Below are 23,403 nucleotides of genomic sequence, written 5' to 3'. Positions count from 1 at the left end.
ACGGGCCCGGTCCTGCTCGCCGACGGCGCGGCTCACGGCGTGGGCGGAGGCGTGTGCCGAGTGCTCAGGGTCCGGTCACGGGCTCGGGGGTGTCGTCCGCCGGGAGGGGCAGCGGGGGCGGGGGAGCGGTGGGGGGTGTGACGAGGAGGGCCATGGACGGGTCCACGTCGTCGGCGTGGAACAGGGTCGGGAGGTCGTGGTCGAGGAGGCCTGCCATCTCGATCGCCACTCGCCCCTGGGCGTGCGCCGACCGGATCGACTGGCCGTCCGCGACGGCGGCGTAGAAGCGTGCCGCGTAGGTGATCGCGTCGATGTCCCCGATGGACGCCGACATGCCGATCGCGAGCGGGACGGTGTCCACCAGGCGGGCCGCCTGGGGCGCGGAGTCGCAGGAGTTGAGCAGCACCAGCAGCGGCTGGTCGTCGACGGCGGCGATGGCGCGGGCGAAGGCTCCGGCGGTGACGACAGCGCCGCTGTGGAAGTGGTCGACGTCCTTCTCGAAGACGACGAGGTCCTCCGCGCTGTGCCCCGAGAAGTGCACGACGTGCGGCTTGAAGCGGGTGAGGCCGTCGAGGAGGTGGTCGGCCGTCGCGGCGGGGTGGGCGTCCAGCTCCACCAGATCGCGGTGCAGCGCCCGCTCCACCGCCGCGCGGATGCGCGCCTGTTCACGGGGGATGCGCAGGTCGCCGCCGGCCGCCGCGCCGAGCATCAGGATCCGCAGCGGTTCCGGCTTGGGCGCGCGCAGATGCCTGAGAACGTCGTTCATGTACCCCTCCGTCAGAGTCAGTCGTGCGTCGAGTCGTGCCTGTTCGGAGGCGACCCGCAGCATCGCCTCCCGCCGTTCCTGCCGCAGCACCGTCTCCACGGCCTCGCGCTCCTCCGCCTCCGCCTCGGCGTACAGCACGTCCAACGTCGCGGCCCGTCGGCCGAGGCGCGCGCCCCGCGTCTCCCACGAAGAGGCTTCGCGCGCGGCCTTGTTGGCCTCCTTCTCACGCCGGGCGGCGGTACGGAGTCTGCTGTCGCGGATGCCGGCGCTGTGCGTCCGGGCCGCCGAGGAACGCTGTTGTGTGGCGGCGGCGCGGGCCGTCGCCTCCTTCCGGCGGAGCGAGGCCGCCCGCCGCTCGGCGTCCGCCTGCCCTTTTCTCGCCTGCTCCAGCTTGGCGCGGTATTCCCGTGCGGTCATGTAACTCCCGGGGCGGTTTCCGGTGTGCCGAGAGTGCGCTGTGCGCCTCACGAGAAAGGGAATGTGCCCACAGCATGAGGCGATTAACCCATCATAGGGATGGGAACGACCTGAAGGCGGACCGGATTGTGCCGGACCGAAGGGGGTGGCGCCATGGCGTCGGAAAGACTCAGACAAATGTTGAGCGAAGTCGATCCGGTCGTGCTCGATTATGTTCGATCGGGTCATATAGCCGGAGTCGACACATCCGATGGAGGTGCCGGGGGCGACGACTCCGGACTGCATGAAGGGCTGCACGCAGCGGGGGACGCCGTCGGCGCCGCGGCGGTCGGGTGGATGACCTGGCGGTCCTGGCAGGGCGCGAGGACCTGGCTGCGTGAGAAGCAGGCGGCCGCAGCCGAGGGTCCGGCTCGCTCGGACGGCAGGCGAGTTCCCCCGGCGGGAGCGGGGCCCCCAGGTACGCCGGACGTCGAGGACCCGACGAGTGCGAGGGACGCGAAGGGCGTGCGGGCGGAGCCCAGGCTGAAGCGCTCCGTCCTGCTGGATCTCGCCCGGCGGGAACTGATCGAGGAATTCGATCTCCCGGAGAACGAGCCTTTGGAGGTCCGGGAACAGGAATACGAGCCGGGCGAGTCCGCCTGGAGGTTCGTCTTCGAGTCCGGCTCCGATGTGTACGAGGTCCTGGTTGTGGCGAAGGGGAGCAGGGCCGCGGTGGTCAACTACAACCACACCAGGGAATAGGGGAGGGCAGGGAAATGAGCGATGTGGTTCCGGGTTTCCTGACGGCACACGAGAGATATCTGGCACGGGTGGAGTGGGCGTCCGGTGGGGAGGGGACCCTGACCATCGAGGACGTGCAGTTCCTCTATCCTCCGCACCAGGTGGCGTTTCCGTTCCTCCGCCAGAAGAACCCGGTCGTCCAGCACTTCTTCGTGCCGGGCGAACACGACCGCCTGGAGGTGGCCTACCACCCCGGACTGGCGACCCGCGCCGGCCACACCGCCGAGGACATCGCGCTGACGCTGTACTACGCCCGTGAACTGGGCGGCACCTTCGCGCGGGTGCGCAACCGGCGGGCCGTCAACGGCGTCCGGATCACCGACTTCGAGACCGGGCACGCCTCGGGCTTCTCGTACCACGCCAAGGACCGGATCGAGGACGGGGCGCACGCGGCCCTCTACGGGTTCGGCGCCGGGCGGATGGCCTGGCGAGGTTACTCGGACGGGTCGGCGGCCCTGCGCAGCCTGACCGAATGGGCGCAGGGGCGCGACCGGGAGAAGGGCTACTACGTCGTCCAGGACGATCGGCTCACGGAGGAGGTTGTGATCAGGCAGCCCATTCACTTCAACGACCTGCGGTCATTCGGCACATAGGCACTTGGCGAGCCGTCAACAGCGGGGCCGTGGCGAGCGGTTCGGCTACGGTGGAGCCTCGTTGAGGCCGGGGGGCACACGCTCCCGGCGGGTCTGCAATCTCGGGGGCTTCGATGGATCCCTATCTGCTCACACTGGCCGGCACCGCCGGTACGTCCCTGGTGGCGCTGCTCGTGGGCGAGGGCTGGCAGCAGACGCGGGACGGAGTGGTGACCGTCTGGCGTCGTTTCCGCCCGCAGGCCGCCGAGGAGGTCGAGCGGGAACTCGAAGCGTCCCGGACCGCTGCCCTCGACGCCGCCGACACCGACGGTTCCGATCCCGCCGGACGGCTGGAGGGCCAGTGGGTCGGCCGCTTCGCCGCCCTGCTGGGCGAGCACCCGGAAGCCGCCGACGAACTGCGGGACCTGGTGGAAGGCTGGCAGCGGCAGGCGTCGGACGGTCAGCGGATCGACGGCGGAGTACGTCTGGAGGCGCGGGCCCAGGACAACGCCCGCGTCTACCAGGCGGCCCGGGACCAGCACATCACCGAGCGATGAGCGACCTGGAGAACCGGGAGGGCGGCGCGCCCGGACAGCCCCGCGCTTACGGGCGCGCCTCGGACAACGCGCACGTGTACCAGTCCGGCGCCAACCAGTACGTGACCCACTTCCACATCACCGCCGAGGCCAGGGGCCAGGCCGCCCAGGAGGCACGGGAACGGGCCGACGTGGTCGTCCAGGTACTGGCCCGCGCGGTCGGGGAGTGGGCGGCGCGTTGCAAGGATCTCGAGGAACAGGTCAGACGAGCCAACACCGAGGGACGTGCCGAGGCGCGAGCCGAGTTCGCCGAGAAGCTGAAGGACGCCGAACTGCGCATCATGCGTGCCCAGTCGACGATGCGCCAGGCCGAGGAGGAACGGGCCAGAGCGGAGGTGCTGCTGGCCCAGGCGCAGGAGGAGCTGGCGCGTCGTCGTCGGGAGGCGGAGCGGGACGCCGAACTCGAAGTGGAACGGGACGCTGTCCCTCTTCCCGAGCCGCGCGGTCCGTCACGGGACCAGGAGGACACGGAACAGTTCTCCGAACTGCTGGAGCGGGCCGAGGCCGAACTCGGTGCGGTGAGGGAGGAACTGCGGCAGCTCGGAGAGGAGATCGACGAGGGCGCGGGGCAAGTTGTCGAAGGGGAGTGGGCGCGGCGGCCCGGGGCGGGCGTGCCGACGGCTGCTGCCATGAGCGCGATGGAAACGTCCGGCTCTCGTGCGGCGTCCAGGTTGTTGCCCGGCTCGCCCCGGTGGATGCTGGTCGGTGGGGTGGGGGCGCTCTACCTGCTTCCGTCCTGGACTCCGATGATCGTGGTCACGGCCGTCCGGGCGGCCTTCGCTTCCGATGCGGCTCTTTGGCACCTGGTGTTCTTCACCGCTGCCACGGCAGCCGCGGGCGCGGTAACGTGCTGGCTGACGTTTCGTCTCGCGCAGGCCACGGACTTCAACCTGTTGCACAGGGCTTCGGAGGAAACGGTCGTTTGGCGGGTGGTCGTGAGCCTGTTCACGGGAGGCCTGTTCCTCTTCATCGCGGCGTTCTTCACGCCTCTCAGCTGGCCGGGCCCCTTCGGGGAGTGGGGTCGGGGCCTGGCGTCCGCCGCGGGTCTGGGCTAGAAGCGGCCGGTTGTGACGGCGGCAGGAACTCCGCCCATACGGTCTTGCCCGGGCAGGCGGTGCGGGGCGTCACGCCCCAGTCGTCCGCGAGGGCGTCCACGAGGAGCAGGCCCCGGCCCGACTCGCCGTCCGGGGCCGGTGTGCCGGTTGTCGGTCGTCTCTCCGCGCGGGTGTCGGCGACCTCTTCGGGCGCAGGCACTCACTCCGGAAGAATCACGCGCGTTGATCGAGAAGCTGTTGGGAGAGAGATGAGCGGGGAAGCGGCCGGGCGAGACATCGGCGACCTGGCTTGGTCCAGGAGCAGTTACAGCGCCGGGAACGGTGGCGAATGTGTCGAGGTGGCTTCAGGAAGCGGCCTTCTGCACGTCCGCGACTCGAAGTCCGAGGCGGGTGCGATGGTCAGCCTTACGCCGGAGGCGTGGGCGGAGTTCATCGGATTTGCGGCCCGGCACACCGCGTAGGGCGAAGAGCAACGCAGCGCCCCGTGACCGTTGACGTAGGTCGCGGGGCGCTGGCGTGCCTACGACCAAGGCCCGGCTGCGATCTCGGCATCCAGGTGGTAGGAGGTGTGCCGTACTCCCAGGGTGGTGCGAGATCGGCGGCGAGGGGTTCGGGATTCGGTCAGTGAGGGTTGGACCAATGCGCCACGGCTCCCTGTCACACCGCCGAAACCCGCACGTTTCCCGCCCCTCAAGAACCGGCCGTACGCTTTACGGCAGACCCGGCAGCCCGGCCACCGTCGCCCGAAGGCTCACCCCCGCCCTCGACCAGACGACAGGAGCCCCGCGCCCCGTGTCCCGCACCGTCCGCCCCGCACGACGAGTCGGCCTCTCGCTTCCGCCCTGGATCGCCCACGCCCTGAGAGCCCAGCGCGGGCCCGTGCCCTGGAGCGCGGTGACCCGGGGTGCGCTGGCCGGCGGGCCGCTGCTGCTCGCCGCCGTGCTCGCCGGCCGGGCCTCTCTGGGGGTTGTCGCCGCCATCGCCGCCATGCTGGCCGGCATCAACGACCGGCCGGGCAGCCGCCGTACCTCCGTGCGGCGCATCGGCGTTCCCGCGCTCGCCGGGGCCGTCGGGCTGCTCGTCGGGACGTACGCCGGGCAGCACCTCGGAGCCGTACCGCTGATCCTGGTGCTGACCGGGCTAGGACTGGTCGCCGGAGGGGTCAGCGCCGCCGGGACCGTGGCTTCCGGGGCCGGGACGCAACTGCTGGTCACCAGCGCCGTCGGCGCCGGGATGCCGTTGCCCGACCCCGGGTGGCAGAGCGTGCTGGCCTTCCTCGCCGGCGCCGGATGGCTGCTCGCGCTGCGGCTGGTCCTGCCCACGCCCGGCTCCCTCACCGGGGACTCCCGCCTCGGCACCCGCCTCGACTTCCGTTTCGACGGGGAGCGGGCGGCCGTCGCGGACGTCTACGACGCCGTGGCCGCGCTCCTGGACGCGGCCGGCACCGAGCAGGCCGTCGCCCGCCGGGCCGCGCTCACCGCCGCCCTCGACCACGCGGAGGACGCGCTCGCCGGGCCCCGGCTGCGGCGGTACGCCTCGTCCGCGGCCGAACGGCGGCTGCACGCCCAGTACGCCGCCGCGCTGCCTCTCGGCGAGGCCGCGACCGCCCTCGCGTGGGCCGAGCAGGCCGTCCCCGCGCGGGCCTCGGAGGGGCCCCGGAGGTTGGCGGCGGCCGTCCGCGGCGGCGTCCACGCGGGACCGTTGCCCGCGCCCACCCGCACCGAACCCGCGCTGCGCGCCCTGGACGACGCCCTGCTGCACGCCGCGGAGGCCTTCGACCGGGGCAGGGGCCGGGACCTGCACACCCGCAGGCGGTCGGTCGTCTCCCTGGCCCGCACCGTCCTCGGCGCGGGCGGACGGGAGTACGGGCTGCGCGTCGGCCTGTGCTTCGGCGCCAGTGCCGCCGTCGCCCAGGTACTGCACCACGGCCACTGGTACGGGTCCCACCAGCACTGGTACTGGCTGCCCGCCACCGCCGTCTTCCTCGTCAAGCCCGACCTCGGCCCGCTCGTCTCCCGGGTGCTGTGCCGGGCGGCCGGGACCGTTCTGGGGGCGCTCGTCTTCGCCGGGTTCGCCGCCGTGCTGCCCCGGCCGGGAGGGCTCGTCGCGCTCGTCGCCGTCTGCGGTGCCCTGGTGCCGGTCGCCGCGCGGCACTTCGCCGCCCAGACCACCGTCGTCACCGTCCTCGTCCTCGCGCTGGTCATGGTCGGCGGCGAACCGCAGGCCTCCGTCAGCCGCATCGGCGAGACGCTGCTGGCCTGCGCGATCGTCCTGGTCGTCGGGCATCTGCCGATGCCGGGACAGCGGGGCGGCGGAATCCGCGCCCGGGTCGACGTCGCCGACGCCGCGGCCCACGCCTACCTCGCCCACGTACTGAGCGAGTCCGGCGACCGCGCCGCCCGGTGGACGCTGCGCCGCGAGGCCTACCGCACGCTCGCCGAGGCCCGCGCCGCGATCGCCCGCGCCGCCGCGGAACTGCCCGCCCTCGCCCGGCATTCGGAGGGCGCGGACGAGGTCGCCGCCGTCCTCGAACGGCTCGTCGACACCACCACCGCGTGCGCGGTGCACCTCGACGACACCGGCCGGCTCACGCCCCGCCACACCGACCGGCTCGCCGGACTGCGGGACGAACTCGCCAAGCGGCGCGGGCGCGTGGGGCGGCACCGTACGTTGGCGTGATGACGCCTTCTTCCCGTGAGAGCCGTGAGAAGCCCGCCGATCTCGTCATCACCGGTTGCGCCGTCCTCGTGCACGACGAACGGGAGCGGATCGGCTTCCGGGAGGACGCGGCAGTCGTCGTACGGGACGGAGTCGTCGACTCCGTGACGACCGCCGCCGCCGGGCAGGGCCTCGCGGCCGTCGACCGCATCGACGCACGCGGCCAGGTCGCCCTCCCCGGGCTGATCAACTGCCACACGCACGCGCCGATGGTCGCCCTGCGGGGCCTCGCCGAGGATCTGCCCACCGAGGAGTGGTTCAACGACGTCGTGTGGCCCGTCGAGTCCAACCTCACCGACCGCGACGTGGAGCTGGGGGCCCGGCTCGCCTGCGCCGAGATGATCCGCGCGGGGGTGACGACGTTCGCGGACCACTACTTCGCCATGGACGCCGTCGCCGCCGTGGTCGCCGAGTGCGGGATGCGGGCGCTGCTGGGCCAGGCGTACTTCTCCTCGCAGGGACCCGAGGGGCGACAGGCGTCGCTGGAGTTCGCGTTGCGGCACCGGGGCTCCGCGAACGGCCGGATCACGACCGCCCTCGCCCCGCACGCCCCCTACACCGTGACCGACGCCGACCTCGCCGCCACCGCCGGACTCGCCCGTGACCACGGCCTGCCCGTGCACCTCCACGCCGCCGAGAACCGCGACCAGACCGACACCAGCCTGGCCCGGCACGGGGCCACCCCCATCGAGATCCTGGATCGCACCGGCATCCTCGACACCGACGTGCTCATCGCGCACGGCACCGGCATCGTCGAGACCGATCTGCCGCTCCTCGCGCGCGCGGGCGGCCGTACGGCCGTGGCGACCGCGCCCCGCGGCTACCTCAAGTTCGCCTGGCCCACCACCACACCCGTGCGCGCCCTGCGCGACATCGGCGTCCCCGTGGGGCTCGCCACCGACGGCGCCGCATCCAACAACTCCCTGGACGTGTGGGAGTCGATGGCGCTCACCTCCCTGATCCAGAAGTCCACCGAGGGCGACCCCCGCTGGCTGACCTCCCGTCAGGCGCTCCACCACGCCGGCCCGCAGAGCGCCCGCGCTGTCGGGCTCGGCAACACCGTCGGCCGCATCGCGCCGGGGCGGCGCGCCGACCTCGTCCTCGTCGACCTCACCGGCCCGCACACCCAGCCCGTGCACGACCTCGCCGCCACCCTGGTGCACAGCGCGCGTTCCGCGGACGTGCGCACGACGATCGTCGACGGGCGCGTCCTCATGCGGGACCGCGAGCTGCTGACCCTCGACGTCCCCGCGGTGGTGCGGGAACTCGGAGAGCGGCTGCCCGCCCTGACCGACCGCGGTCACGGCCGGCGTGTCCAGGAGTACGACACCTGAACACCGAGGCCGGCGGCTTTCCGGTGGTGTTCCGGCGGCGTGCTGAGAAAAATCTTCCCGAGCCGCGATGAGTTCCGCTCCGCCCGTCGGTCAGCACCTCCGACGGACCGTCGTGTGTCGCACCGGAGGAGCTGGATCCCATGTCGTTGCCCGAGATCGTCACCCGCGCGGACTGGCGTGCGGCGCGCGAGGCCTTACTGGCCAAGGAGAAGGCCGCGACACGCGCGCGTGACGCGCTCAACGCCGAGCGGCGCGGGCTGCCCATGGTGGAGGTCGACAAGGAGTACGTGTTCGAGGGCGGCGACGGCAAGGCCACGCTGCTCGACCTCTTCGAGGGACGCGACCAGCTCGTCGTCTACCACTTCATGTTCGCGCCCGAGTGGGACGCCGGCTGCCGCAGTTGCTCGGCGTTCCTCGACCAGATCGGACACCTAGCGCACCTGCGCGCGCGCGGTACGTCGTTCGCGGCCGTGTCCCGGGCGCCGTACCCGCGGATCCTTCCGTTCAAGGCGCGGATGGGCTGGACGCTGCCCTGGTACTCGTCGTACGTCAGCGACTTCAACACCGACTTCGAGGTGACCCTCGAACACGAGGGCGAGCCGGTCGAGCGGCCGGGGCTCAGCTGCTTCCTGCGCGACCGCGACCGGGTCTTCCACACCTACTCGACGTACGGACGCGGCCTCGACGGACTCGGCTCCACCACCAGCCTGCTCGACCTGACCGCGCTGGGCCGGCGGGAGCAGTGGGAGAAACCCGAGGGACGCGCGTCGGCTCTCGGTGCGCCTGCGGGGAGCGAGAGAATCCGGTACCACGACGAGTACGAGGACTGACACGCGGCGTAGCGAAGGAGGCCGAACGGCTGAGACGCCGCTCACACTTTGCGGTGAACGAGTGTCAACTATGTCTCAGTACCATCACTCCACGAGGCGATCGCTCCATGGTTGGCGTTTAACTCTACGAGTACAGCGCTACATGGAGGTGCAGGGTGAACGGGCGAACGGTGCTCGAACGCTTTCCCGCCGGCGGACCGCGTGGTTCCTGGCCTGCGGAGGAGTTCGCGAACGCGCGGCGTCTGGAGGGCCTGCCCGCCGAGGTCGTCATGGACCTCGCCACGGACATGTTCCTGGTCATCGTCCGCGCCGGCGACGCCGCCGGTGACGTGGCCGCCTGACGGGCGCGCCCCTGAAGTCAGCCCGCCTTCGGGGCGGGCACCGGCGCCCTGGTGAACTGTTCCGCCTGGAGGGAGTAGAGCTCCGCGTACACGCCACCGGTGGCCAGCAGCTCGTCCGGTGTCCCGGACTCCACGAGCCGGCCCTGGTCGAGGACGTGCACCAGGTCGGCGTGGCGCACGGACGCCAGCCGGTGGGTGATCAGGACGACCGTCTGTCCGCTGCCGGCCAGGGCGCGGATCTTCTCGAAGACCTCCAGCTCGGCCCGGGCGTCCAGGGCCGCCGTCGGCTCGTCCACGATGAGGATGCGGCCCTGCCGGTACGCCGCGCGGGCGATCCCGACCCGCTGCCACTGGCCGCCGGACAGCTCGTGGCCGCCGCTGAAGTTGCGGGCCAGCAGGGTGTCCAGGCCGCGCGGCAGATCCGCGACCACCTCCTCGGCCCCGGCCTCGGCGACCGCCGCGGCCACCCGGTCGTCGCCGAGCGGCATCGAGGAGCGTCCCACCGCGACGTTCACCCGCGCGGTGAACGGCCACCGCTTGAAGTCCTGCGCCACCATCGCGACGCGTTCGGCGAGCGCGTGCCGGTCCGCCGTCGCCGCGTCGACGCCGTCCCACGTGATCCGGCCCCGGTCCGGGGTGTACAGCCCGGCGAGCAGTTTCACCAGCGTCGTCTTGCCCGAGCCGTTCTCGCCGACGAGCGCCACGATCCGGCCCAGCGGCAGGGAGAGCGTCACGTCGTCGAGCGCCGGGCGGGTGGCGTCACCCGGGTAGCGGAACGTGACGTTCTCGAAGCGGATCTCCTTCGGGTCCTCCGGGAGGGCGGCGCCGCCCACCGGAATGGCCCGGTCGGCCGCCTCCACGTGCAGCCGTTCCAGGTCCCCCACGAACAGGGCCTCCTCGTGGAGCGCGTTGACCTCCACGACCAGGGTGCCGAGGCTCTGCGAGCCGGTGCGGATGGCGATCACGGCCGTACCCGCCACCGCCAGGGACATCGCTCCGCCCAGCAGCAGCCCGCCGAGCGTCGCGTACGTCGCCGCCGTGGCCAGCCCGGTCCACGCCGCCGCGATCAGCCCCGTACGCGCCGCCAGCCGGGCCAGTCGGGCCTGCTCGGCCTCGGCGGTCTCCGACATGGCGCGGAAGTGCCGCAGCAGGAAGGGGCCCACGCCGTGCACCCGGATCTCCGGGGCCGCGGCCGGTTCGATGAGCAGACTGCCCAGCAGCCGTCCCGCGCGCTCGTGCTGCACCCAGGCGTGGAACGACTCGTACCGGCGGCGGGCCAGGGTCAGCGCGCTCCAGGCGCTCGGCAGGGTCATCGTCGCCAGCAGCGGCAGCAGCGCCGGATGCAGCACGGTCAGGACGCCGGCCGCCGCGATCAGCGAGATCATCGCGTTCACCACGCGGGTGCCGTACATGATCATGCGCCGTGCGGAGGCCGCGCCGTACTGGGCGGTGTCCAGGAGCTTGTGGAAGGCGTGGTCCTCGATCGCGGACAGCTCCACGGCCGCCGCCCGCTCCAGGTACCGCTCGGTGGCCACCCGCTCCACCTTGGGCTCCAGCCGTCCGGTGGCGTACGTGGAGGCCGCCCGCAGCAGTGCCGCGAGCAGCATCACCACCGCTACGGTGACCAGCGCCGGGACCGCTCCGCGCAGACGTGCCTCGATGGGTCCGGCGGCCATCAGTCCGGCCAGCACGCTGTTGACCGCGAGCAGACTGACCGCCTGCGCCAGGCCCCGGCCCACCTCGGCCGCCAGTACGGTCCGCGCGGCCTGCGGGTCGGCCTGCCGGGCGAGCCGGAGGCTGGACGACAGCAGGGACGGCAACCGGGTCAGCATCGCCCGGAAACCCAGCTCCAGGAACGCGTCGGCGTGCTGGTTCCACCCCATGTCGTAGCGGAGCGGACCGCCGAAGAGCAGCCGCTCCGACTCCGACACCCCGGCTGCCTCCGTGCCGCCCTTCCTGCGCACCGTCTGCCTCCCCATCGTGGACGGACGGCCACTATCGCGGGGGCCGGACGCCTACGGGCAGGGCGTGGACGGGGGAGGCCGGAGCGCGCGGGCGCGCGCCCGGCCGGAGGAAGCCGGAAGGGGGCGTGCGGGGCGGAGCCGGGGGAGCGAAGAAGGACGGGAGAGCGCGGCGGCGGCTACGCGCTCACCGGCCGCGACCACGTCGGCGTCGTGTCCGTCAGCCGGCACAGTGCCAGGTAGAGCGGGATGGGCGGGGTGTAGGGGACCGTGCCGTCCGGGCGGTGGATGAGGCCGGGCACGCCCGGGGCGTCGGGGACGACCGCACCCGTGGCGTACCGCGCGGGCGCGGGCCACTCCAGTGCGTAGTCGGAGTCGGAGGGGACGATCCACCACCAGTGCGCGTCGTCGGCGTAGACGCACCCCACGCGCGGCAGCCGGGGCAGCACCAGAGGGCCGAAGCGGGCGGGCACCGCCACCGCGTCGCAGCCCAGCGGGGCCGTCATGCCGTCCGGCACGGGCAGCCGCCGGGGTGTCGCGGAAGGCGCTCCGTGGGTGGTCAGCCCGCGCTGCAGGCGGACCAGGGTGTCCAGACCGAGCGATCGGATGCCGGACGCAGCCCTCATAGCCATTCGGTCCCCGTTCCGCGGCGCGCCTCTCGACGGCGTCCCTCCGCCTCGCCCTCGTCACCCGTGCCGTCGGCGGGGCCGGGCTTCGGGCGGGCGCCCCAGCCCAGGTCGTTGTGGGGCTCCGACGGGTCGCGCGGCCCGTCGGCCTTGCGCGGCAGCTCGGCCCAGACCAGCAGCCCGGGACCGTGTTCGTGGGCGCCCCAGGCGTCGCACAGGGCGTCCACGAGAAGCAGTCCCCTGCCGTGCTCGTCCTCCGGCTGCTGATCGGCCGAGGGGTGGGGCTGGCCGGGGGCGCAGCCCTCGTCGCGCACGGCTATGCGGACCAGGTCGGTGCCGTCGTGCAGCTCGCACACTATGTGTCTGCTCGCGGTGTGCACGATCGCGTTGGTCACCAGCTCGGAGACGACCAGGGCCGCGGTGTCGCAGATGTCCTCGCACACCGACCAGCCGTTCAGCCGGGCCCGTGTCAGGCGTCTGGCCTGTGCGGGAGAACCCGGATGTGCGGCCAGCTCGAAACGGAACCGGCGCTCGGCAGCGGCGGCCCCCGAAGGGCCGGCTCCCATGGCGGCACCGAGGCCCAGGGAGCCCGCGGTGGCGTCTGTTCCTAAGGGCGCGGACGGAATCACGCTTGCCACTATCGCCCCGCCGTGAACACTTGGCAAGAGTCACTCTGAAAAATGCAGAGTGCTGTGTGACGGTCTGGACGGCCGTGGCACACTGCTCGCAACAGCACGTCGAGCGGCGCCACTTCAGATCACCGAAAGCCTGCCCAGGCTTTCGAACAGGTCTTCGAATGGCGCCGCCGGGCTGTCCGCACAAGGGCACAGGGACTCTTCGGGACTCTTCAGGAGGTGGGCGGTGAGCGAGCCGCGGTCCGCGCCGACGGTCGGCCAGGTCGTCCTCGGCCGGCGCCTGCTGGACCTCCGGGAGCGCGCCGGTCTCAAGCGCGAGGAAGCCGCCCGCATCCTGCGCGTCGCCCCCGCCACGGTCCGCCGCATGGAGATGGCCGAGGTCGCCTTCAAGATCCCGTACCTCCAGCTCCTGCTGAAGGCATACGGCATCGGAGACGACGAGGCCGACGCCTTCGTCCGGCTGGCCGAGGACGCCAACAAGCCCGGATGGTGGCAGCGCTTCCACGACATCCTGCCGGGCTGGTTCTCGATGTACGTCAGCCTGGAGGGCGCGGCCGTCCTGATCCGCTCCTACGAGCCCCACTTCGTCCCCGGAGTGCTGCAGACCGAGGACTACGCGCGCGGGGTGCTCCGCTCGGGAGCCATCGGGCAGACCCGGCCCGAAGACATCGAGCGCCACGTCGACCTGCGCATGCGACGCCAGGAACTGCTCACCCGCAAGGACGCCCCCAGGCTGTGGGTCGTCATGGACGAGACCGCGCTGCGCCGCCCCGTCGGAGGGCCGGAGGTGATGCGTGCCCAGATCGACAGGCTGCTCGAGGCGACGAAGCTGCCCAATGTGACGCTGCAGGTCGCCCCGTTCGCGAACGGGCCGCACCCGGGCACGTACGGGCCCTTCGTGCTGTTCCGATTCGCCATGCCGGAACTGCCGGACATGGTCTACAGCGAGTACCTGACCGGCGCCGTCTACCTCGACGCGCGTGCCGAGGTGGCGACCCACCTCGAGGTCATGGACCGCATGGCGGCGCAGGCCGCCACGGCACATCGCACGAAGGAGATCCTCCGGGATCTCCGCAAGGAGCTGTGAATGAATCGCGTCAAACCCCAGCGCTCGCCACGGAACCGCAGCGAGCGGATCTACAACGGCATGCCCGCCCGTGAGCTGGGCAGCGAGGGCTGGCACAAGCCGTGGAGCGGCGGCAACGGGGGCAACTGCCTGGAAGCGATGAAGCTTGCCGACGGCCGGATCGCGGTACGTCAGTCCACCGACCCCGACGGCCCCGCGCTGATCTACACCTCCGCCGAGATGACGGCCTTCATCGAGGGAGCCAAGGCGGGAGAGGCGGACTTCCTGCTGTCCTGAGTCGTGCGCCCTGTTGATTGTTGTTCCTAAGCTGTTTGGCACTGAGTTGATCACCAATTGCGAACACTCGACATCCGTGAGCAGTGAAACGTAGGCCGTGACCCGGGCGTGACCCGTGACCAGTAAACCGCCGTGATCCGATCGACGCCCGGCCGGGCGGTGGTGGGTGTGTTCAGACCGTCATCGGCCGGTCGTACGGACCGACCGGCGCCGGCAGCCTCGTGCTGCCGCCCGACAGGTGACGGTCGACGGCCGCCGCCACCGCCCGGCCCTCCGCGATGGCCCACACGATCAGCGACTGCCCGCGTGCCGCGTCCCCGGCGGCGAACACACCCGGGACGTTGGTCGCGAAGCCCCGGTCCCGGGCGATCGTGCCACGGGGCTCCAGTTCCAGCCCCAGCCCCTCGACGAGCCCGTCCTCCCGGTCCGGTCCGCAAAAGCCCAGGGCGAGGAGGACGAGGTCCGCGCGGAGCGACCGTTCGGTGCCGGGCAGCGGACGGCGCCCGGCGTCCACACCGACCAGATGCAGCGACCGCACATGCCCCTGCGAGTCACCGGTGAGTCGGAGCGTGGACGCGGCGAAGAGCCGCGCGTCGGCGTCCGCCGCGGGCGCGGACCGCAGGTCACGTGCCTCCTCGTGCGCGGCCGACAGCCGGTACAGCCGCGGATACGTCGGCCAGGGCTCGGCCTCCTCGTCGCGGTCCCCGCCGGGCTGCGCGTAGATGTCCAGTTGGGTCACGGACGCGGCCCCCTCCCGCACCGCGGTACCGAGACAGTCCGCACCCGTGTCGCCACCGCCGACGATGACGACGTGCAGGCCGGCGGCCGACAGCGGGGAGCGTTCCAGGTCGCCCTCGCACACCCGGTTGGCCAGCGGCAGGTACTCCATCGCCTGATGGACACCGGCCAGCTCGCGGCCGGGCACCGCCAGTTCCCGCCACGCGGTCGCGCCGGTGGCGATCACCACGGCGTCGTGGCGGGCCCGCAACTCGCGGGTGGCCACGTCCCGCCCGACCGCCGTCGACGTACGGAACTTCGTCCCCTCGGCCCGCATCTGGCCGACGCGCCGCTCCAGGTGCCGTTTCTCCATCTTGAACTCGGGGATCCCGTACCGCATCAGCCCCCCGATCCGGTCGTCCCGCTCGTAGACCGCGACCGTGTGCCCGGCCCGGGTCAGCTGCTGCGCCGCCGCGAGCCCGGTGGGCCCCGAACCGACCACCGCCACCGTCCGCCCGGACAGCCGGTCCGGCGGGCACGGCGGGGCGAAACCCTCCTCCCAGGCCTTGTCGGCGATCGCGCACTCGACGTTCTTGATGGTGACGGCCGGCTGGTTGATGGCGAGCACACAGCCGGCCTCGCACGGTGCCGGGCACAACCGGCCGGTGAACTCGGGGAAGTTGTTCGTGGCGTGCAGCCGCTCGCTCGCCGCCCTCCAGTCCGCCCGGGAGACCAGGTCGTTCCACTCCGGGATCAGGTTGCCGAGCGGGCAGGCTTCGTGGCAGAAGGGGACGCCGCAGTCCATACAGCGGTCGGCCTGGTCGCCGATGATCGGCAGCAGCGCCCCCGGGACGTAGACCTCGTGCCAGTCCCGGACCCGTTCCTCGGCGGGCCTGCGGGGCCACTCCTCGCGGGGCGTGGTCAGAAAACCCTTGGGATCGGCCATGGCCGTCTTCCTCGCGTGCGGGTGGCAGGCCGTGCGCCGTGGGGCGGCGCTCTTCCGGCCCACGATACGTCCCGCCCGGCCCGCGCGCAGAGCGCCGGACGGCTCCGCGCCAACGGTGTCCCGGCCGTTGGCGGCGCCGCCCCGGGGCGAGGCGGGGGCGCCCCGTCAGGCGAGGGCCAGCACGTACGCCACCGCCGCCGCGGCCGAGGCGACCGTGCGTACGTGGTTCCACGCCGTCCACTCGCGCACGTACGAGGGCCACTGGGCGGCCGCCTCGGCGGTACCCGGCTCCAGCCGGAGCAGCGCGGTGTTGCGCGGCACATTGGCGGCCGCGGTCACCCCGAACGACCCGAACAGGTGCAGCGCGCTGCCCAGCAGCAGCTGCACCGCGGCCCCGTCCGGCCACAGCGCCAACGTCACCACGGCGATCACCGCGGTCAGCACCGCCGTCCCCAGGAAGACGAGCATGAAGGGCGGCCGCACCGCGGCCGTGTTGATCGCGTTCATCGCGGCGACCCCCTGCGCGGGCGGCAGCGCCGCGAGCCCCCGCATGACGAAGGTCGAGAACGCGCAGAAGGCGCCGGCCGTCAGACCGGTCCCGAGCACACCCAGCACTGTCAGTACGAAGTACGGTCCGTCGATCATGTCGCGTCAGCTCCCGCCCGTCGCGTCGATGCCCGCTCGGCACCGTCGGCCATCGATCACCCCAAGTCAACCTCCGCACGGGCACGGTGACCATGGCCGACCGGCGCGAGCGCATGCGCGAGCGTCCAGGCGGGCGGACCGGTGGCTGACGCATCATGGGCAGGTGCGACTGGAAGCGATCACCTGGGACAGGCTCGGCGACCTGCTCGCCGAGCGTCTGCTCGACCTCGAACCCGCCGACGGCAGCGCCTGGCCGCGCGTCGCCTTCGACGGTGCCCCGGCAGCCCGCCCCGGCGACCTCGCGGAGCGGGTCTCCGAGGCGCTGCGCGTGCGCGGCCGTCCCTCCCTCGTCGTCGGGGCGGAGGGCTTCCTGCGCCCCGCTTCCCTCCGCCTCGAGTACGGGCATCAGGACGTGGAGTCCTACTACAACGGCTGGCACGACACCGGCGCTCTGTGGCGCGAGGTCTTCGACCCCCTCGGGCCCGGTGGCGACGGGCGCGTTCTGCCCGACCTGTGGGACCCGGTCACCGACCGCGCCACCCGCAGTTCCTACGTCCGCCTCCCACCCGGCGGCGCCCTGCTGCTGCACGGCCCCTTCCTGCTGCGCCACTGGTTCCCCCTCGATCTGAGCGTCCATCTGGTCCTCGGCCCCGGCGCACTGCGCCGCCGGACCCCCGAGGCCGAGCACTGGACGCTGCCCGCCTTCGAGCGCTACGAGGACGAGACCGACCCCTCCGGCACCGCCGACGTCCTCGTGCGCGCCGACGATCCACGGCATCCCGCGTGGAACGGCTGACGCGGGGGCGCGCCACGGCAGACCATGAGCTTCTCGGCCTGAGCGGCCCGGCCCGCGGCCGGAGCCGGCCGTTGCGCCGCAAGCCCCGGTGCGGCGCCGGGCACGCGACGGCTACACCGATGACCAGGCCGTAGCGGTACCGCCGGCGCGGCTCGGGCATGTGGTCGAAGTCCAGCCGTACACCCCGCAGACCATCGTGGGTACCGCGACGATCACGGCCCAGGCGCTGATCTTCCGCATGTCCGAGGGCCGCCGCGCCGGAGCGTCGACCGCTTCAGGCAAGCCGGACAACTGGGATGATCGCCGCATGACGCGAACCGACGGACACCTCCTCGACAACCGGCAGGCCGAGGCGGCGGAGCGCTTCGAGGCCTTCGCCACCCTCTTCGACCCCACGACGTTCCGGCACCTCCAAGCGCTCGGCGCCGGACCCGGCTGGCGCTGCTGGGAGGTCGGGGCCGGAGGCACCTCGGTGGTGTCCTGGCTGGCCAAGAGGGTGGGACCGACCGGCAGGGTCCTCGCGACCGACATCGACACCTCTCGGATCGCTCCGGCCGGCCGGCCTCCGGTCGAGGTGCGCGTGCACGACGTGGGCGCCGAGGACCCGCCGGGGGAGGGGTTCGACCTGGTGCACGCCCGGCTCGTGCTTGTCCATGTCCCGGACCGGGAAAGGGCGTTGCACTCGATGGTCAAGGCCCTGCGTCCCGGCGGCCGCCTCCTGGTCGAGGACGCCGACCCCGCGCTGCAGCCCCTGCTCTGTCCCGACGAGCACGGTCCCGAGCAGCAGCTGGCGAACCGGCTGCGGCACGGCTTCCGCCAACTGCTGGCCCGTCGCGGCGCCGATCTCTCCTACGGCCGCCGGCTCCCGCGTCTGCTCCGGGAGGCCGGGCTGCGCCACGTGGAGGCCGATGCCTACTTCCCGGTCACCTCACCCGCGTGCGCCGCCCTGGAGTCCGCGACGGTCCGTCAGGTCCGCGACCAGCTGGTCGCCGCCGGAGTAGCCGGCCACGAGGACATCGACCGCCACCTCGCGAACGTCGCGTCCGGCGGGATGGACCTCGCGACGGCTCCGATGATCTCGGCGTGGGGCCGCAAGGCGTAGGGGAGCGGGCCCCGGCCGGCCCGGGACGTCTCCCCCGGCCGACACCAGCGTCCCCCATACCTGCCTACGGCCGGTCCGTCGCCCGCGGAGGCCTCCCGCCCACCCGTTCGACCGCCCGCGCTCCCGCCCGGCACCCCGAGGCCGTCGCCTCCTCGGGCTCCGCGCCCGCGAGCAGTGCGGCGAGGAACGCGCCGGTGAAGGCGTCACCGGCGCCCGTACTGTCCCGTGGCGACGCCGGGGTGGCGGGGACACGCGCGCACACGCTGCCGGACCGGGCCACGAAGGCCCCCTTTGCGCCCTGCTTGGCGACAACCAGCGGGACGAGCCGGCTCAGCTTGGCCGCGGCGTCCGCCGCGTCGGGCAGCCCCGTGAGCAGGCACGCCTCGTCCCGGCTGGGCAGCAGCACGTCCACCCCCTCGATCAGGTCCAGGAAGCGGTCGACGCCCAGCTCGGTGAGGAAACCGGCCGACGCCGGGTCCAGGCTGACCGGTACCCCGCGCGCGCGTGCCGCGGCCAGGGCGACCGGCACCAGGGCACGGCTCACCTTCGAGAACAGGAGGTAGCCCGAAAGGTGTAGTCGGGCGACGCCGTCGAGCAGCGTGTCCGACCAGTCGTCGGGCCCGAGCCGCAGCGACGCCCCGCTGTCCGTCAGGAACGTTCGCTCGGCCGAGGCGCCCGTGTCGACCAGGCAGATCACCGTCCCCGTCGGGGCCGCCTCGTCGACGACCAGAAGAGGACGTACACCACGGGTCACCAGCTCGCGCTCGTGCCAGGCCGCCGCGTCGGTGCCGACCCGCCCCCGCAGCCGTACGTCCCGGCACCCGCCGTACGCGGCCCAGCACGCCACGTTGGCGCCCGCCCCACCGGGCAGCCGGCGGATCGAGGCGGCCGTGTCCGTGCCGGAGGCCAGCGGCCCCCGGTGCCGGGCGACGACGTCCGTGACGACGTCCCCGACGACCAGCAGCGCGCCTCCCGGCCCTGTGGTCACGCTTCGGCCCAGGCCGTCGCGACACGGGCCGCCAGCCGAACGTTCGCGCGCACCGCAGCCAGGTTGGCGCTCAGCGAGGCCCCGTCGGTGTGCCGTACCAGGTAGTCGAGCAGGAACGGCGTGACCGCCTGGCCCGTGACCCCCGCCTCCTCGCAGTCGCGCAGCGCTTCGGCGAGCACCCGCGCGTGCAGCACGGGATCGAGTTGCTCCTCCTCGGGGACGGGATGGGCGACCACGAGCGCGGACCGCGGTCCGCCGAGCGCGTCCTGCGCCCGCATGACCGTCGCCACCTGCTCCGGGGTGTCCAGCGTCCAGTCCACCGGATGCCCCGAGTCGGACAGGTAGAAGCCGGGGAAGCGGTCCGTACCGTAACCGGCCACCGCGACACCCAGCGTCTCCAGCCGCTGCAGGGTCGCCGGCACGTCCAGGATGGACTTCACGCCCGCGCAGACCACCGTGATGCGGGTGCGTGCCAGCAGGCCGAGGTCGGCCGACTCGTCCTGCGTCACCGTCCACTCCCGGTGCACGCCACCCAGCCCGCCGGTGGCGAACACCCGGACGCCCGCCAGGGCCGCCAGCCGGGCGGTCGCCGAGACGGTGGTCGCCCCGCTCGCTCCGGCGGCCACCGCGAGCGGCAGGTCGCGGTGGCCCAGCTTGCGGATGCCGTCCTCGTTCGCGACCCGCTCCAGCTGCTCCTTGTCCAGGCCGACGTGGGGCCGCCCGTCCAGCACGGCGATGGTCGCCGGTATGGCGCCCTCCTGCCGTACGGTCTCCTCCAGCTCACGCGCCACCAGCAGATTGCGCGGGCGCGGCAGCCCGTGCGCGATGATCGTGGACTCCAGCGCCACCACGGGGTGACGCGCGTCGATCGCGGCCCGTACCTCTTCCGACACCATCAGCATCACGCGCCTGCCTCCTGTCCGTCGGTTCTCCCTCATCTCTGGCGGGCGGGGGTGCGGGCCAAACCCGTCAAGGGTCCCAGCAGGAGTCTTGCGGCCCTCCGGGAAGACCACGAGCCTGGGGACCATGACGCACAACACGACACGTCTCGACCATGTCGTCCTCTGGGTGCGCGACCCGGTCGCCGCCGCCCATTTCTACGAGAAGACCCTGGGGCTGGAGCCCCTGCGGGTCGCCGAGTACAGCGCGGGGACGGTGAGCTTCCCCTCCGTGCGCCTCAACGACGAGACCATCCTCGACCTGGCGCCACACTCCCTGGCGGAACGCATGCGGATGGTCCCCGGCGCCGACGGCAGCGCGGGCCATCCCGTCAACCACGTCTGCCTGTCGCTGTCACCGCACGACTTCGAGGCACTGCGCGCCCGACTCGAGGAGCAGGCCGTCGCGGTCTCGGAACTGTCGTACGACTCCTACGGCGCCCGAGGCCCGGCCCGGCGCAGCTTCTACTTCGGCGATCCGGACGGCAACATCTTCGAGGCTCGGCACTACGAGTAGCCCCGCCGGGCCCCGGGCGGCCGACCTCTCAGAACAGCGGCTCGGGCAGCACGCCCTCGAGCGCGAGCAACTGTCGCTTGGTGCCCACGCCGCCCCCGAACCCGCCGATGCCGCCGTCGCTCTCGACGACCCGGTGGCACGGCACGACGACCGGCAGGGGATTGGCCCCCATCGCCATGCCCACCGCCTGTGCGGCGCCCGGCCGGCCGACCCGGTCGGCGAGGTCGCCGTACCCGACGACCGAGCCGTAGGGGACGCCGGACGCCAGCTCGCGCAGTACCTCCCGGTTGAAACCCGAGATCAGCGACCAGTCCAGCGGCAGGTCGAAGGCACGCCGCCGGCCCGCGAAGTACGCCTCCACCTGCCGTATCGCCTCGGAGAGCAGCGGCGAGCCCGGCGCCTCGACGGGCTCCGTGCCCAGCCGGGCCGCGAGCCCTTCGAGTGCACGGTCGCGTGCGGTGTCGGTGGCGTGGAACACGACGTTGACCAGTCCGTCGCGGGTGGCGGCCAGCAGCAGCGGACCGATGTCGGTGCCGACCACGGTCCACACGACCTGCCGTTCGTACTGCCCATGGCTGTCCATGCGCCAACGGTACGGCCGGCCACTGACAACGCCCGGGGCGGCGGCGGACGCGAGCGGCCCCTGCCCCGGGCGTGCCGGGATCACCGGCCGGCCGAGTCCTCGTCCTCGCCGACGGCGTCCCGCACCACGTCGGGCTTGTTGGTGATGATGCCGTCGACGTCGTACCCGGCGACCCGCCGGGCGGTGGCCGCGTCGTCGACCGTCCAGGTGAGAACCTCCATCGGCCTGTCGTGCGGCCCCGTGAACGCGTGCACCGAGGAGACGTAGCTCATGGAGAGGGAGCCGTGTGAGGGGTTGATCTGGTCGGTGAACTCCGCGTACTCGGGCAGGTCCGACACCGGCGGCGTGCCGAGGAACCCGGTCTTGACGGCCGGCTCGAGATCGTGGACGGCCCGGACGCTGTCCGCGCTGAAACTCTGCACGACCAGCCGGCCGGCCACATGGCGCCGGTCGAGCCAGCCCTCGTTGGCCAGGACCTTGAGGGTCTGCTGCTCGATGCCCGGATACAGCTGGGGGTTCTTCAGTTCCAGCAGCAGCTTCTGGTGGTTGTGCTCCACGCGGTCCACGTACTGCTTCAGCGTCGGCACGCGCGCGCCCGCGTACTCGGACCCGAACCAGCTCCCCGCGTCCAGCCGCGCGATCTCCGCCGCGGTGAAGTCCTTCACCTTCCAGGGCGAGCGGTCGGGGAAGACCTGCTCCACGTCGGTCGTGCGCCGCAGACTGTCGTCGTGGAGGACGACGAGCTCGCCGTCCTTGGTGCGCTGGACGTCGTTCTCCACCCAGCGGATGCCCATCTCGGCCGCCTTGTCGACGGCGGCCAGCGTGTTCTCCGGCGCGTACCCCGAGGCGCCCCGGTGGGCGACGACCGAGGGACCGTCGTCCCCGCTCTGGGCGGTCCCGGCGTGCGAGAGCGGAGTGAGCAGGGCGACTCCCAGGAGCGCGGTGGTCGTGACGGCAACTGCGCGCGCGTGCATGCGTACTCCTCGCGTCGAGCGATCACGGACAGCACCACTGTGACACCAGAGAGTCAACGGGAGAGGGGTGCAGAATGGCCACAGGCTGAATGGAGTTGCTCAACTCCGCTCACCGGGGCCCCACAAGTGGGTCGAGGCCGTGATTCTTTGCCGGAGAATCGTTCGACCATTCCGGTGGGAGTCATACTCTCTGCCTCGACCCTGACCGTTCGCGCGGTCCTGGGAGGGGGCGCACATCAGGGAAATTCCGGGACGCAACCGGGGTGCAAGAAGGCGGAAGGGCAGCCGCACATGCAAGGCACGGTCGAGGGATTCAGCTACGGACTCGTCACACCGCTGGTGGCCTACCTCATGGCCTGCCTCGGCGGTGCCCTCGGTCTGCGCTGCACCACCAGGTCCATGCGGGCCCCCCGGTCCTGGCGCCCGGCGTGGCTCGCGCTCGGCTCGGCGGCGATCGGCTCCGGCATCTGGACCATGCACTTCATCGCCATGATGGGGTTCACGATCGAGCACACGCCGATCCGCTACGACTGGCTGATGACCTTCGCCAGCCTGGCCGTCGCCATCGTGATGGTGGGCGTCGGGATCTTCATCGTCGGCTATCGGGGCGCGCGGGGAGCGGCCCTGTTCACCGGCGGCACGATCACCGGCCTGGGCATCGCGTCGATGCACTACCTGGGTATGGCCGGGATGCGCCTGGACGGGCAGCTGACGTACAACACGTTCACCGTGGCCGTGTCCGTCGTCATAGCCATGGCCGCCGCCACCGCCGCCGTGTGGGCGGCCGGACAGGTCCGGGGATTCCTGTGGAGCCTCGGCGCCAGCCTGGTCATGGGGCTGGCCGTCACCGGCATGCACTACACGGGCATGGCCGCCCTCGAAGTCCACCTCCACGGCACGGCCGATCCCTCCACGGGGGGCTCGGCCGCGGAACTGCTCGCCCCCATGCTCATCGGCCCCCTGGGCTTCCTCCTCCTCGCCGGCGTCGTGATGATGTTCGACCCGCTGATGATCACGGGGAGGACCGCCGAAGTCCCCGTCGAGCGGAAGCCGGGCGTCCCCGCCCACCCCGAGGTACCGCGCACGGTCCGCCGCCCTCCGCACCACCCCGCCCACCACACGCGCCGCCCGCTCGTCCGGCGTTCCCGAACCCCGCAGAACCGCTGATCCGGACCGGTTGTCAGTGGGGGGTCGTACGGTGGA

The 23,403-nt window shown here is 72.6% G+C and carries 25 protein-coding genes and 2 pseudogenes; 15 read left to right on the top strand and 12 right to left on the bottom strand.

Going from position 1 to position 23,403, the window contains the following annotated elements; all coding sequences use genetic code 11:
* Nucleotides 1-64: 64 nt before the first annotated feature.
* On the bottom strand, nt 65-1,183 hold the full coding sequence (locus EBH09_RS08715) for a hypothetical protein (RefSeq protein ID WP_202977426.1): 1,119 nt from the start codon (nt 1,181-1,183) through the stop codon (nt 65-67).
* Between the two features lie 504 nt (nt 1,184-1,687).
* Here EBH09_RS08715 and EBH09_RS37745 point away from each other — a divergent pair.
* From EBH09_RS37745 to EBH09_RS08695, 4 genes are all read left to right on the top strand, one after another.
* Entirely contained in the window at nt 1,688-1,924 is a 237-nt protein-coding gene (locus EBH09_RS37745) for a hypothetical protein (protein ID WP_193776198.1), read from the top strand.
* A 14-nt stretch (nt 1,925-1,938) separates the two neighbouring features.
* Nucleotides 1,939-2,556 carry a hypothetical protein gene (locus EBH09_RS08705; protein ID WP_153182621.1) on the top strand — a complete coding sequence of 206 codons (618 nt, stop codon included), beginning with the start codon at nt 1,939-1,941 and terminating at the stop codon, nt 2,554-2,556.
* Nucleotides 2,557-2,669: 113 nt separating this feature from the next.
* Nucleotides 2,670-3,092, top strand: coding sequence for a hypothetical protein (locus EBH09_RS08700; protein WP_121746463.1), 423 nt, complete (start codon nt 2,670-2,672; stop codon nt 3,090-3,092).
* Nucleotides 3,089-4,186 carry a hypothetical protein gene (locus EBH09_RS08695; RefSeq protein ID WP_121746462.1) on the top strand — a complete coding sequence of 366 codons (1,098 nt, stop codon included), beginning with the start codon at nt 3,089-3,091 and terminating at the stop codon, nt 4,184-4,186. Before EBH09_RS08700 ends, EBH09_RS08695 begins: the two co-directional genes overlap by 4 nt.
* Here EBH09_RS08695 and EBH09_RS38685 read toward each other — a convergent pair.
* Nucleotides 4,122-4,370 (bottom strand): annotated as a pseudogene (locus tag EBH09_RS38685) (ATP-binding protein); the annotation flags it as partial. The gene EBH09_RS08695 and the pseudogene EBH09_RS38685 overlap by 65 nt on opposite strands.
* A gap of 64 nt (nt 4,371-4,434) precedes the next feature.
* Between EBH09_RS38685 and EBH09_RS08685 the strand changes: the two are divergent.
* The 5 genes from EBH09_RS08685 (at nt 4,435) to EBH09_RS08665 (ending at nt 9,409) form a co-directional block, all read left to right on the top strand.
* Complete coding sequence (locus tag EBH09_RS08685) at nt 4,435-4,647, top strand: DUF397 domain-containing protein (protein WP_121746461.1); 213 nt, start codon at nt 4,435-4,437, stop codon at nt 4,645-4,647.
* 331 nt (nt 4,648-4,978) lie between these two features.
* Nucleotides 4,979-6,865: an FUSC family protein gene (locus EBH09_RS08680; RefSeq protein ID WP_121746460.1), complete on the top strand. Its 1,887-nt coding sequence runs from the start codon at nt 4,979-4,981 to the stop codon at nt 6,863-6,865.
* Nucleotides 6,865-8,238 (top strand): amidohydrolase, encoded by a 1,374-nt coding sequence (locus EBH09_RS08675; protein WP_121746459.1) that lies wholly within the window; start codon nt 6,865-6,867, stop codon nt 8,236-8,238. The genes EBH09_RS08680 and EBH09_RS08675 overlap by 1 nt, the downstream gene beginning before the upstream one ends.
* 140 nt (nt 8,239-8,378) lie before the next feature.
* Entirely contained in the window at nt 8,379-9,068 is a 690-nt protein-coding gene (locus tag EBH09_RS08670; RefSeq protein ID WP_121746458.1) for a DUF899 domain-containing protein, read from the top strand.
* 155 nt (nt 9,069-9,223) lie between these two features.
* On the top strand, nt 9,224-9,409 hold the full coding sequence (locus EBH09_RS08665) for a hypothetical protein (RefSeq protein WP_121746457.1): 186 nt from the start codon (nt 9,224-9,226) through the stop codon (nt 9,407-9,409).
* Between the two features lie 17 nt (nt 9,410-9,426).
* Here EBH09_RS08665 and EBH09_RS08660 read toward each other — a convergent pair whose 3' ends face one another.
* From EBH09_RS08660 to EBH09_RS08650, 3 genes are all read right to left on the bottom strand, one after another.
* A complete protein-coding gene (locus tag EBH09_RS08660) occupies nt 9,427-11,388 on the bottom strand; it encodes an ABC transporter ATP-binding protein (protein WP_121746456.1) in 1,962 nt (653 codons plus the stop codon).
* Nucleotides 11,389-11,549: 161 nt separating this feature from the next.
* A complete protein-coding gene (locus EBH09_RS08655) occupies nt 11,550-12,002 on the bottom strand; it encodes a hypothetical protein (RefSeq protein ID WP_193776197.1) in 453 nt (150 codons plus the stop codon).
* A complete protein-coding gene (locus EBH09_RS08650; protein ID WP_121746454.1) occupies nt 11,993-12,634 on the bottom strand; it encodes an ATP-binding protein in 642 nt (213 codons plus the stop codon). The genes EBH09_RS08655 and EBH09_RS08650 overlap by 10 nt, the downstream gene beginning before the upstream one ends.
* 223 nt (nt 12,635-12,857) lie before the next feature.
* On the opposite strand from EBH09_RS08650, the gene EBH09_RS08645 reads away from it, so the two are divergent.
* Together EBH09_RS08645 and EBH09_RS08640 are read left to right on the top strand one after the other, a co-directional pair.
* Nucleotides 12,858-13,718: a helix-turn-helix transcriptional regulator gene (locus EBH09_RS08645; RefSeq protein ID WP_121746453.1), complete on the top strand. Its 861-nt coding sequence runs from the start codon at nt 12,858-12,860 to the stop codon at nt 13,716-13,718.
* Complete coding sequence (locus tag EBH09_RS08640; protein WP_121746452.1) at nt 13,719-13,994, top strand: DUF397 domain-containing protein; 276 nt, start codon at nt 13,719-13,721, stop codon at nt 13,992-13,994.
* A gap of 172 nt (nt 13,995-14,166) precedes the next feature.
* On the opposite strand, the gene EBH09_RS08635 is transcribed toward EBH09_RS08640, so the two are convergent.
* Together EBH09_RS08635 and EBH09_RS08630 are read right to left on the bottom strand one after the other, a co-directional pair.
* The gene (locus EBH09_RS08635) at nt 14,167-15,657 is read right to left on the bottom strand and encodes a glutamate synthase subunit beta (RefSeq protein WP_121746451.1); all 1,491 of its coding nucleotides are present in this window, start codon (nt 15,655-15,657) and stop codon (nt 14,167-14,169) included.
* A gap of 165 nt (nt 15,658-15,822) precedes the next feature.
* A complete protein-coding gene (locus tag EBH09_RS08630; protein WP_121746450.1) occupies nt 15,823-16,302 on the bottom strand; it encodes an anthrone oxygenase family protein in 480 nt (159 codons plus the stop codon).
* Between the two features lie 163 nt (nt 16,303-16,465).
* Here EBH09_RS08630 and EBH09_RS08625 point away from each other — a divergent pair, with 163 nt between their 5' ends.
* Nucleotides 16,466-17,098, top strand: a complete 633-nt coding sequence (locus tag EBH09_RS08625; protein WP_121746449.1) for a uridine kinase — start codon at nt 16,466-16,468, stop codon at nt 17,096-17,098.
* Nucleotides 17,099-17,159: 61 nt separating this feature from the next.
* Here the strand turns inward: EBH09_RS08625 and EBH09_RS38680 are convergent.
* Nucleotides 17,160-17,341: pseudogene (locus EBH09_RS38680) on the bottom strand (CorA family divalent cation transporter); the annotation flags it as partial.
* Between the two features lie 64 nt (nt 17,342-17,405).
* On the opposite strand from EBH09_RS38680, the gene EBH09_RS08615 reads away from it, so the two are divergent.
* Complete coding sequence (locus tag EBH09_RS08615) at nt 17,406-18,200, top strand: methyltransferase (RefSeq protein WP_121747297.1); 795 nt, start codon at nt 17,406-17,408, stop codon at nt 18,198-18,200.
* A 64-nt stretch (nt 18,201-18,264) separates the two neighbouring features.
* On the opposite strand, the gene EBH09_RS08610 is transcribed toward EBH09_RS08615, so the two are convergent.
* Together EBH09_RS08610 and EBH09_RS08605 are read right to left on the bottom strand one after the other, a co-directional pair.
* On the bottom strand, nt 18,265-19,188 hold the full coding sequence (locus EBH09_RS08610) for a PfkB family carbohydrate kinase (protein ID WP_121746448.1): 924 nt from the start codon (nt 19,186-19,188) through the stop codon (nt 18,265-18,267).
* Complete coding sequence (locus tag EBH09_RS08605; RefSeq protein WP_193776196.1) at nt 19,185-20,093, bottom strand: pseudouridine-5'-phosphate glycosidase; 909 nt, start codon at nt 20,091-20,093, stop codon at nt 19,185-19,187. Before EBH09_RS08605 ends, EBH09_RS08610 begins: the two co-directional genes overlap by 4 nt.
* Nucleotides 20,094-20,214: 121 nt before the next feature.
* On the opposite strand from EBH09_RS08605, the gene EBH09_RS08600 reads away from it, so the two are divergent.
* A complete protein-coding gene (locus EBH09_RS08600; RefSeq protein ID WP_121746446.1) occupies nt 20,215-20,643 on the top strand; it encodes a VOC family protein in 429 nt (142 codons plus the stop codon).
* A 28-nt stretch (nt 20,644-20,671) separates the two neighbouring features.
* On the opposite strand, the gene EBH09_RS08595 is transcribed toward EBH09_RS08600, so the two are convergent.
* Together EBH09_RS08595 and EBH09_RS08590 are read right to left on the bottom strand one after the other, a co-directional pair.
* A complete protein-coding gene (locus EBH09_RS08595; protein WP_121746445.1) occupies nt 20,672-21,226 on the bottom strand; it encodes a methylated-DNA--[protein]-cysteine S-methyltransferase in 555 nt (184 codons plus the stop codon).
* Nucleotides 21,227-21,306: 80 nt separating this feature from the next.
* On the bottom strand, nt 21,307-22,200 hold the full coding sequence (locus tag EBH09_RS08590; protein WP_121746444.1) for a glycerophosphodiester phosphodiesterase family protein: 894 nt from the start codon (nt 22,198-22,200) through the stop codon (nt 21,307-21,309).
* Nucleotides 22,201-22,491: 291 nt separating this feature from the next.
* On the opposite strand from EBH09_RS08590, the gene EBH09_RS08585 reads away from it, so the two are divergent.
* Nucleotides 22,492-23,367, top strand: coding sequence for an MHYT domain-containing protein (locus EBH09_RS08585; RefSeq protein WP_121746443.1), 876 nt, complete (start codon nt 22,492-22,494; stop codon nt 23,365-23,367).
* Nucleotides 23,368-23,403 lie beyond the last annotated feature (36 nt).

The sequence above is a fragment of the Streptomyces sp. E2N166 genome (assembly GCF_003671715.1).
GTDB lineage: Bacteria > Actinomycetota > Actinomycetes > Streptomycetales > Streptomycetaceae > Streptomyces > Streptomyces thinghirensis.
Note: the sequence above shows the minus strand (reverse complement) of the source record. Positions and strands in the feature narration are given on the sequence as shown.

Bases quoted from the DNA above. Each gene is read 5' to 3' on its own strand.
- EBH09_RS08630 (WP_121746450.1), bottom strand. From the start codon at position 16,302: ATGATCGACGGACCGTACTTCGTACTGACAGTGCTGGGTGTGCTCGGG.
- EBH09_RS08590 (WP_121746444.1), bottom strand. From the start codon at position 22,200: ATGCACGCGCGCGCAGTTGCCGTCACGACCACCGCGCTCCTGGGAGTC.
- EBH09_RS08585 (WP_121746443.1), top strand. From the start codon at position 22,492: ATGCAAGGCACGGTCGAGGGATTCAGCTACGGACTCGTCACACCGCTG.
- EBH09_RS08615 (WP_121747297.1), top strand. From the start codon at position 17,406: ATGACGCGAACCGACGGACACCTCCTCGACAACCGGCAGGCCGAGGCG.
- EBH09_RS08595 (WP_121746445.1), bottom strand. From the start codon at position 21,226: ATGGACAGCCATGGGCAGTACGAACGGCAGGTCGTGTGGACCGTGGTC.
- EBH09_RS08655 (WP_193776197.1), bottom strand. From the start codon at position 12,002: ATGGCTATGAGGGCTGCGTCCGGCATCCGATCGCTCGGTCTGGACACC.
- EBH09_RS08670 (WP_121746458.1), top strand. From the start codon at position 8,379: ATGTCGTTGCCCGAGATCGTCACCCGCGCGGACTGGCGTGCGGCGCGC.
- EBH09_RS08695 (WP_121746462.1), top strand. From the start codon at position 3,089: ATGAGCGACCTGGAGAACCGGGAGGGCGGCGCGCCCGGACAGCCCCGC.
- EBH09_RS08715 (WP_202977426.1), bottom strand. From the start codon at position 1,183: ATGACCGCACGGGAATACCGCGCCAAGCTGGAGCAGGCGAGAAAAGGG.
- EBH09_RS08660 (WP_121746456.1), bottom strand. From the start codon at position 11,388: ATGGGGAGGCAGACGGTGCGCAGGAAGGGCGGCACGGAGGCAGCCGGG.
- EBH09_RS08705 (WP_153182621.1), top strand. From the start codon at position 1,939: ATGAGCGATGTGGTTCCGGGTTTCCTGACGGCACACGAGAGATATCTG.
- EBH09_RS08640 (WP_121746452.1), top strand. From the start codon at position 13,719: ATGAATCGCGTCAAACCCCAGCGCTCGCCACGGAACCGCAGCGAGCGG.
- EBH09_RS08700 (WP_121746463.1), top strand. From the start codon at position 2,670: ATGGATCCCTATCTGCTCACACTGGCCGGCACCGCCGGTACGTCCCTG.
- EBH09_RS08685 (WP_121746461.1), top strand. From the start codon at position 4,435: ATGAGCGGGGAAGCGGCCGGGCGAGACATCGGCGACCTGGCTTGGTCC.
- EBH09_RS08600 (WP_121746446.1), top strand. From the start codon at position 20,215: ATGACGCACAACACGACACGTCTCGACCATGTCGTCCTCTGGGTGCGC.
- EBH09_RS08635 (WP_121746451.1), bottom strand. From the start codon at position 15,657: ATGGCCGATCCCAAGGGTTTTCTGACCACGCCCCGCGAGGAGTGGCCC.
- EBH09_RS08675 (WP_121746459.1), top strand. From the start codon at position 6,865: ATGACGCCTTCTTCCCGTGAGAGCCGTGAGAAGCCCGCCGATCTCGTC.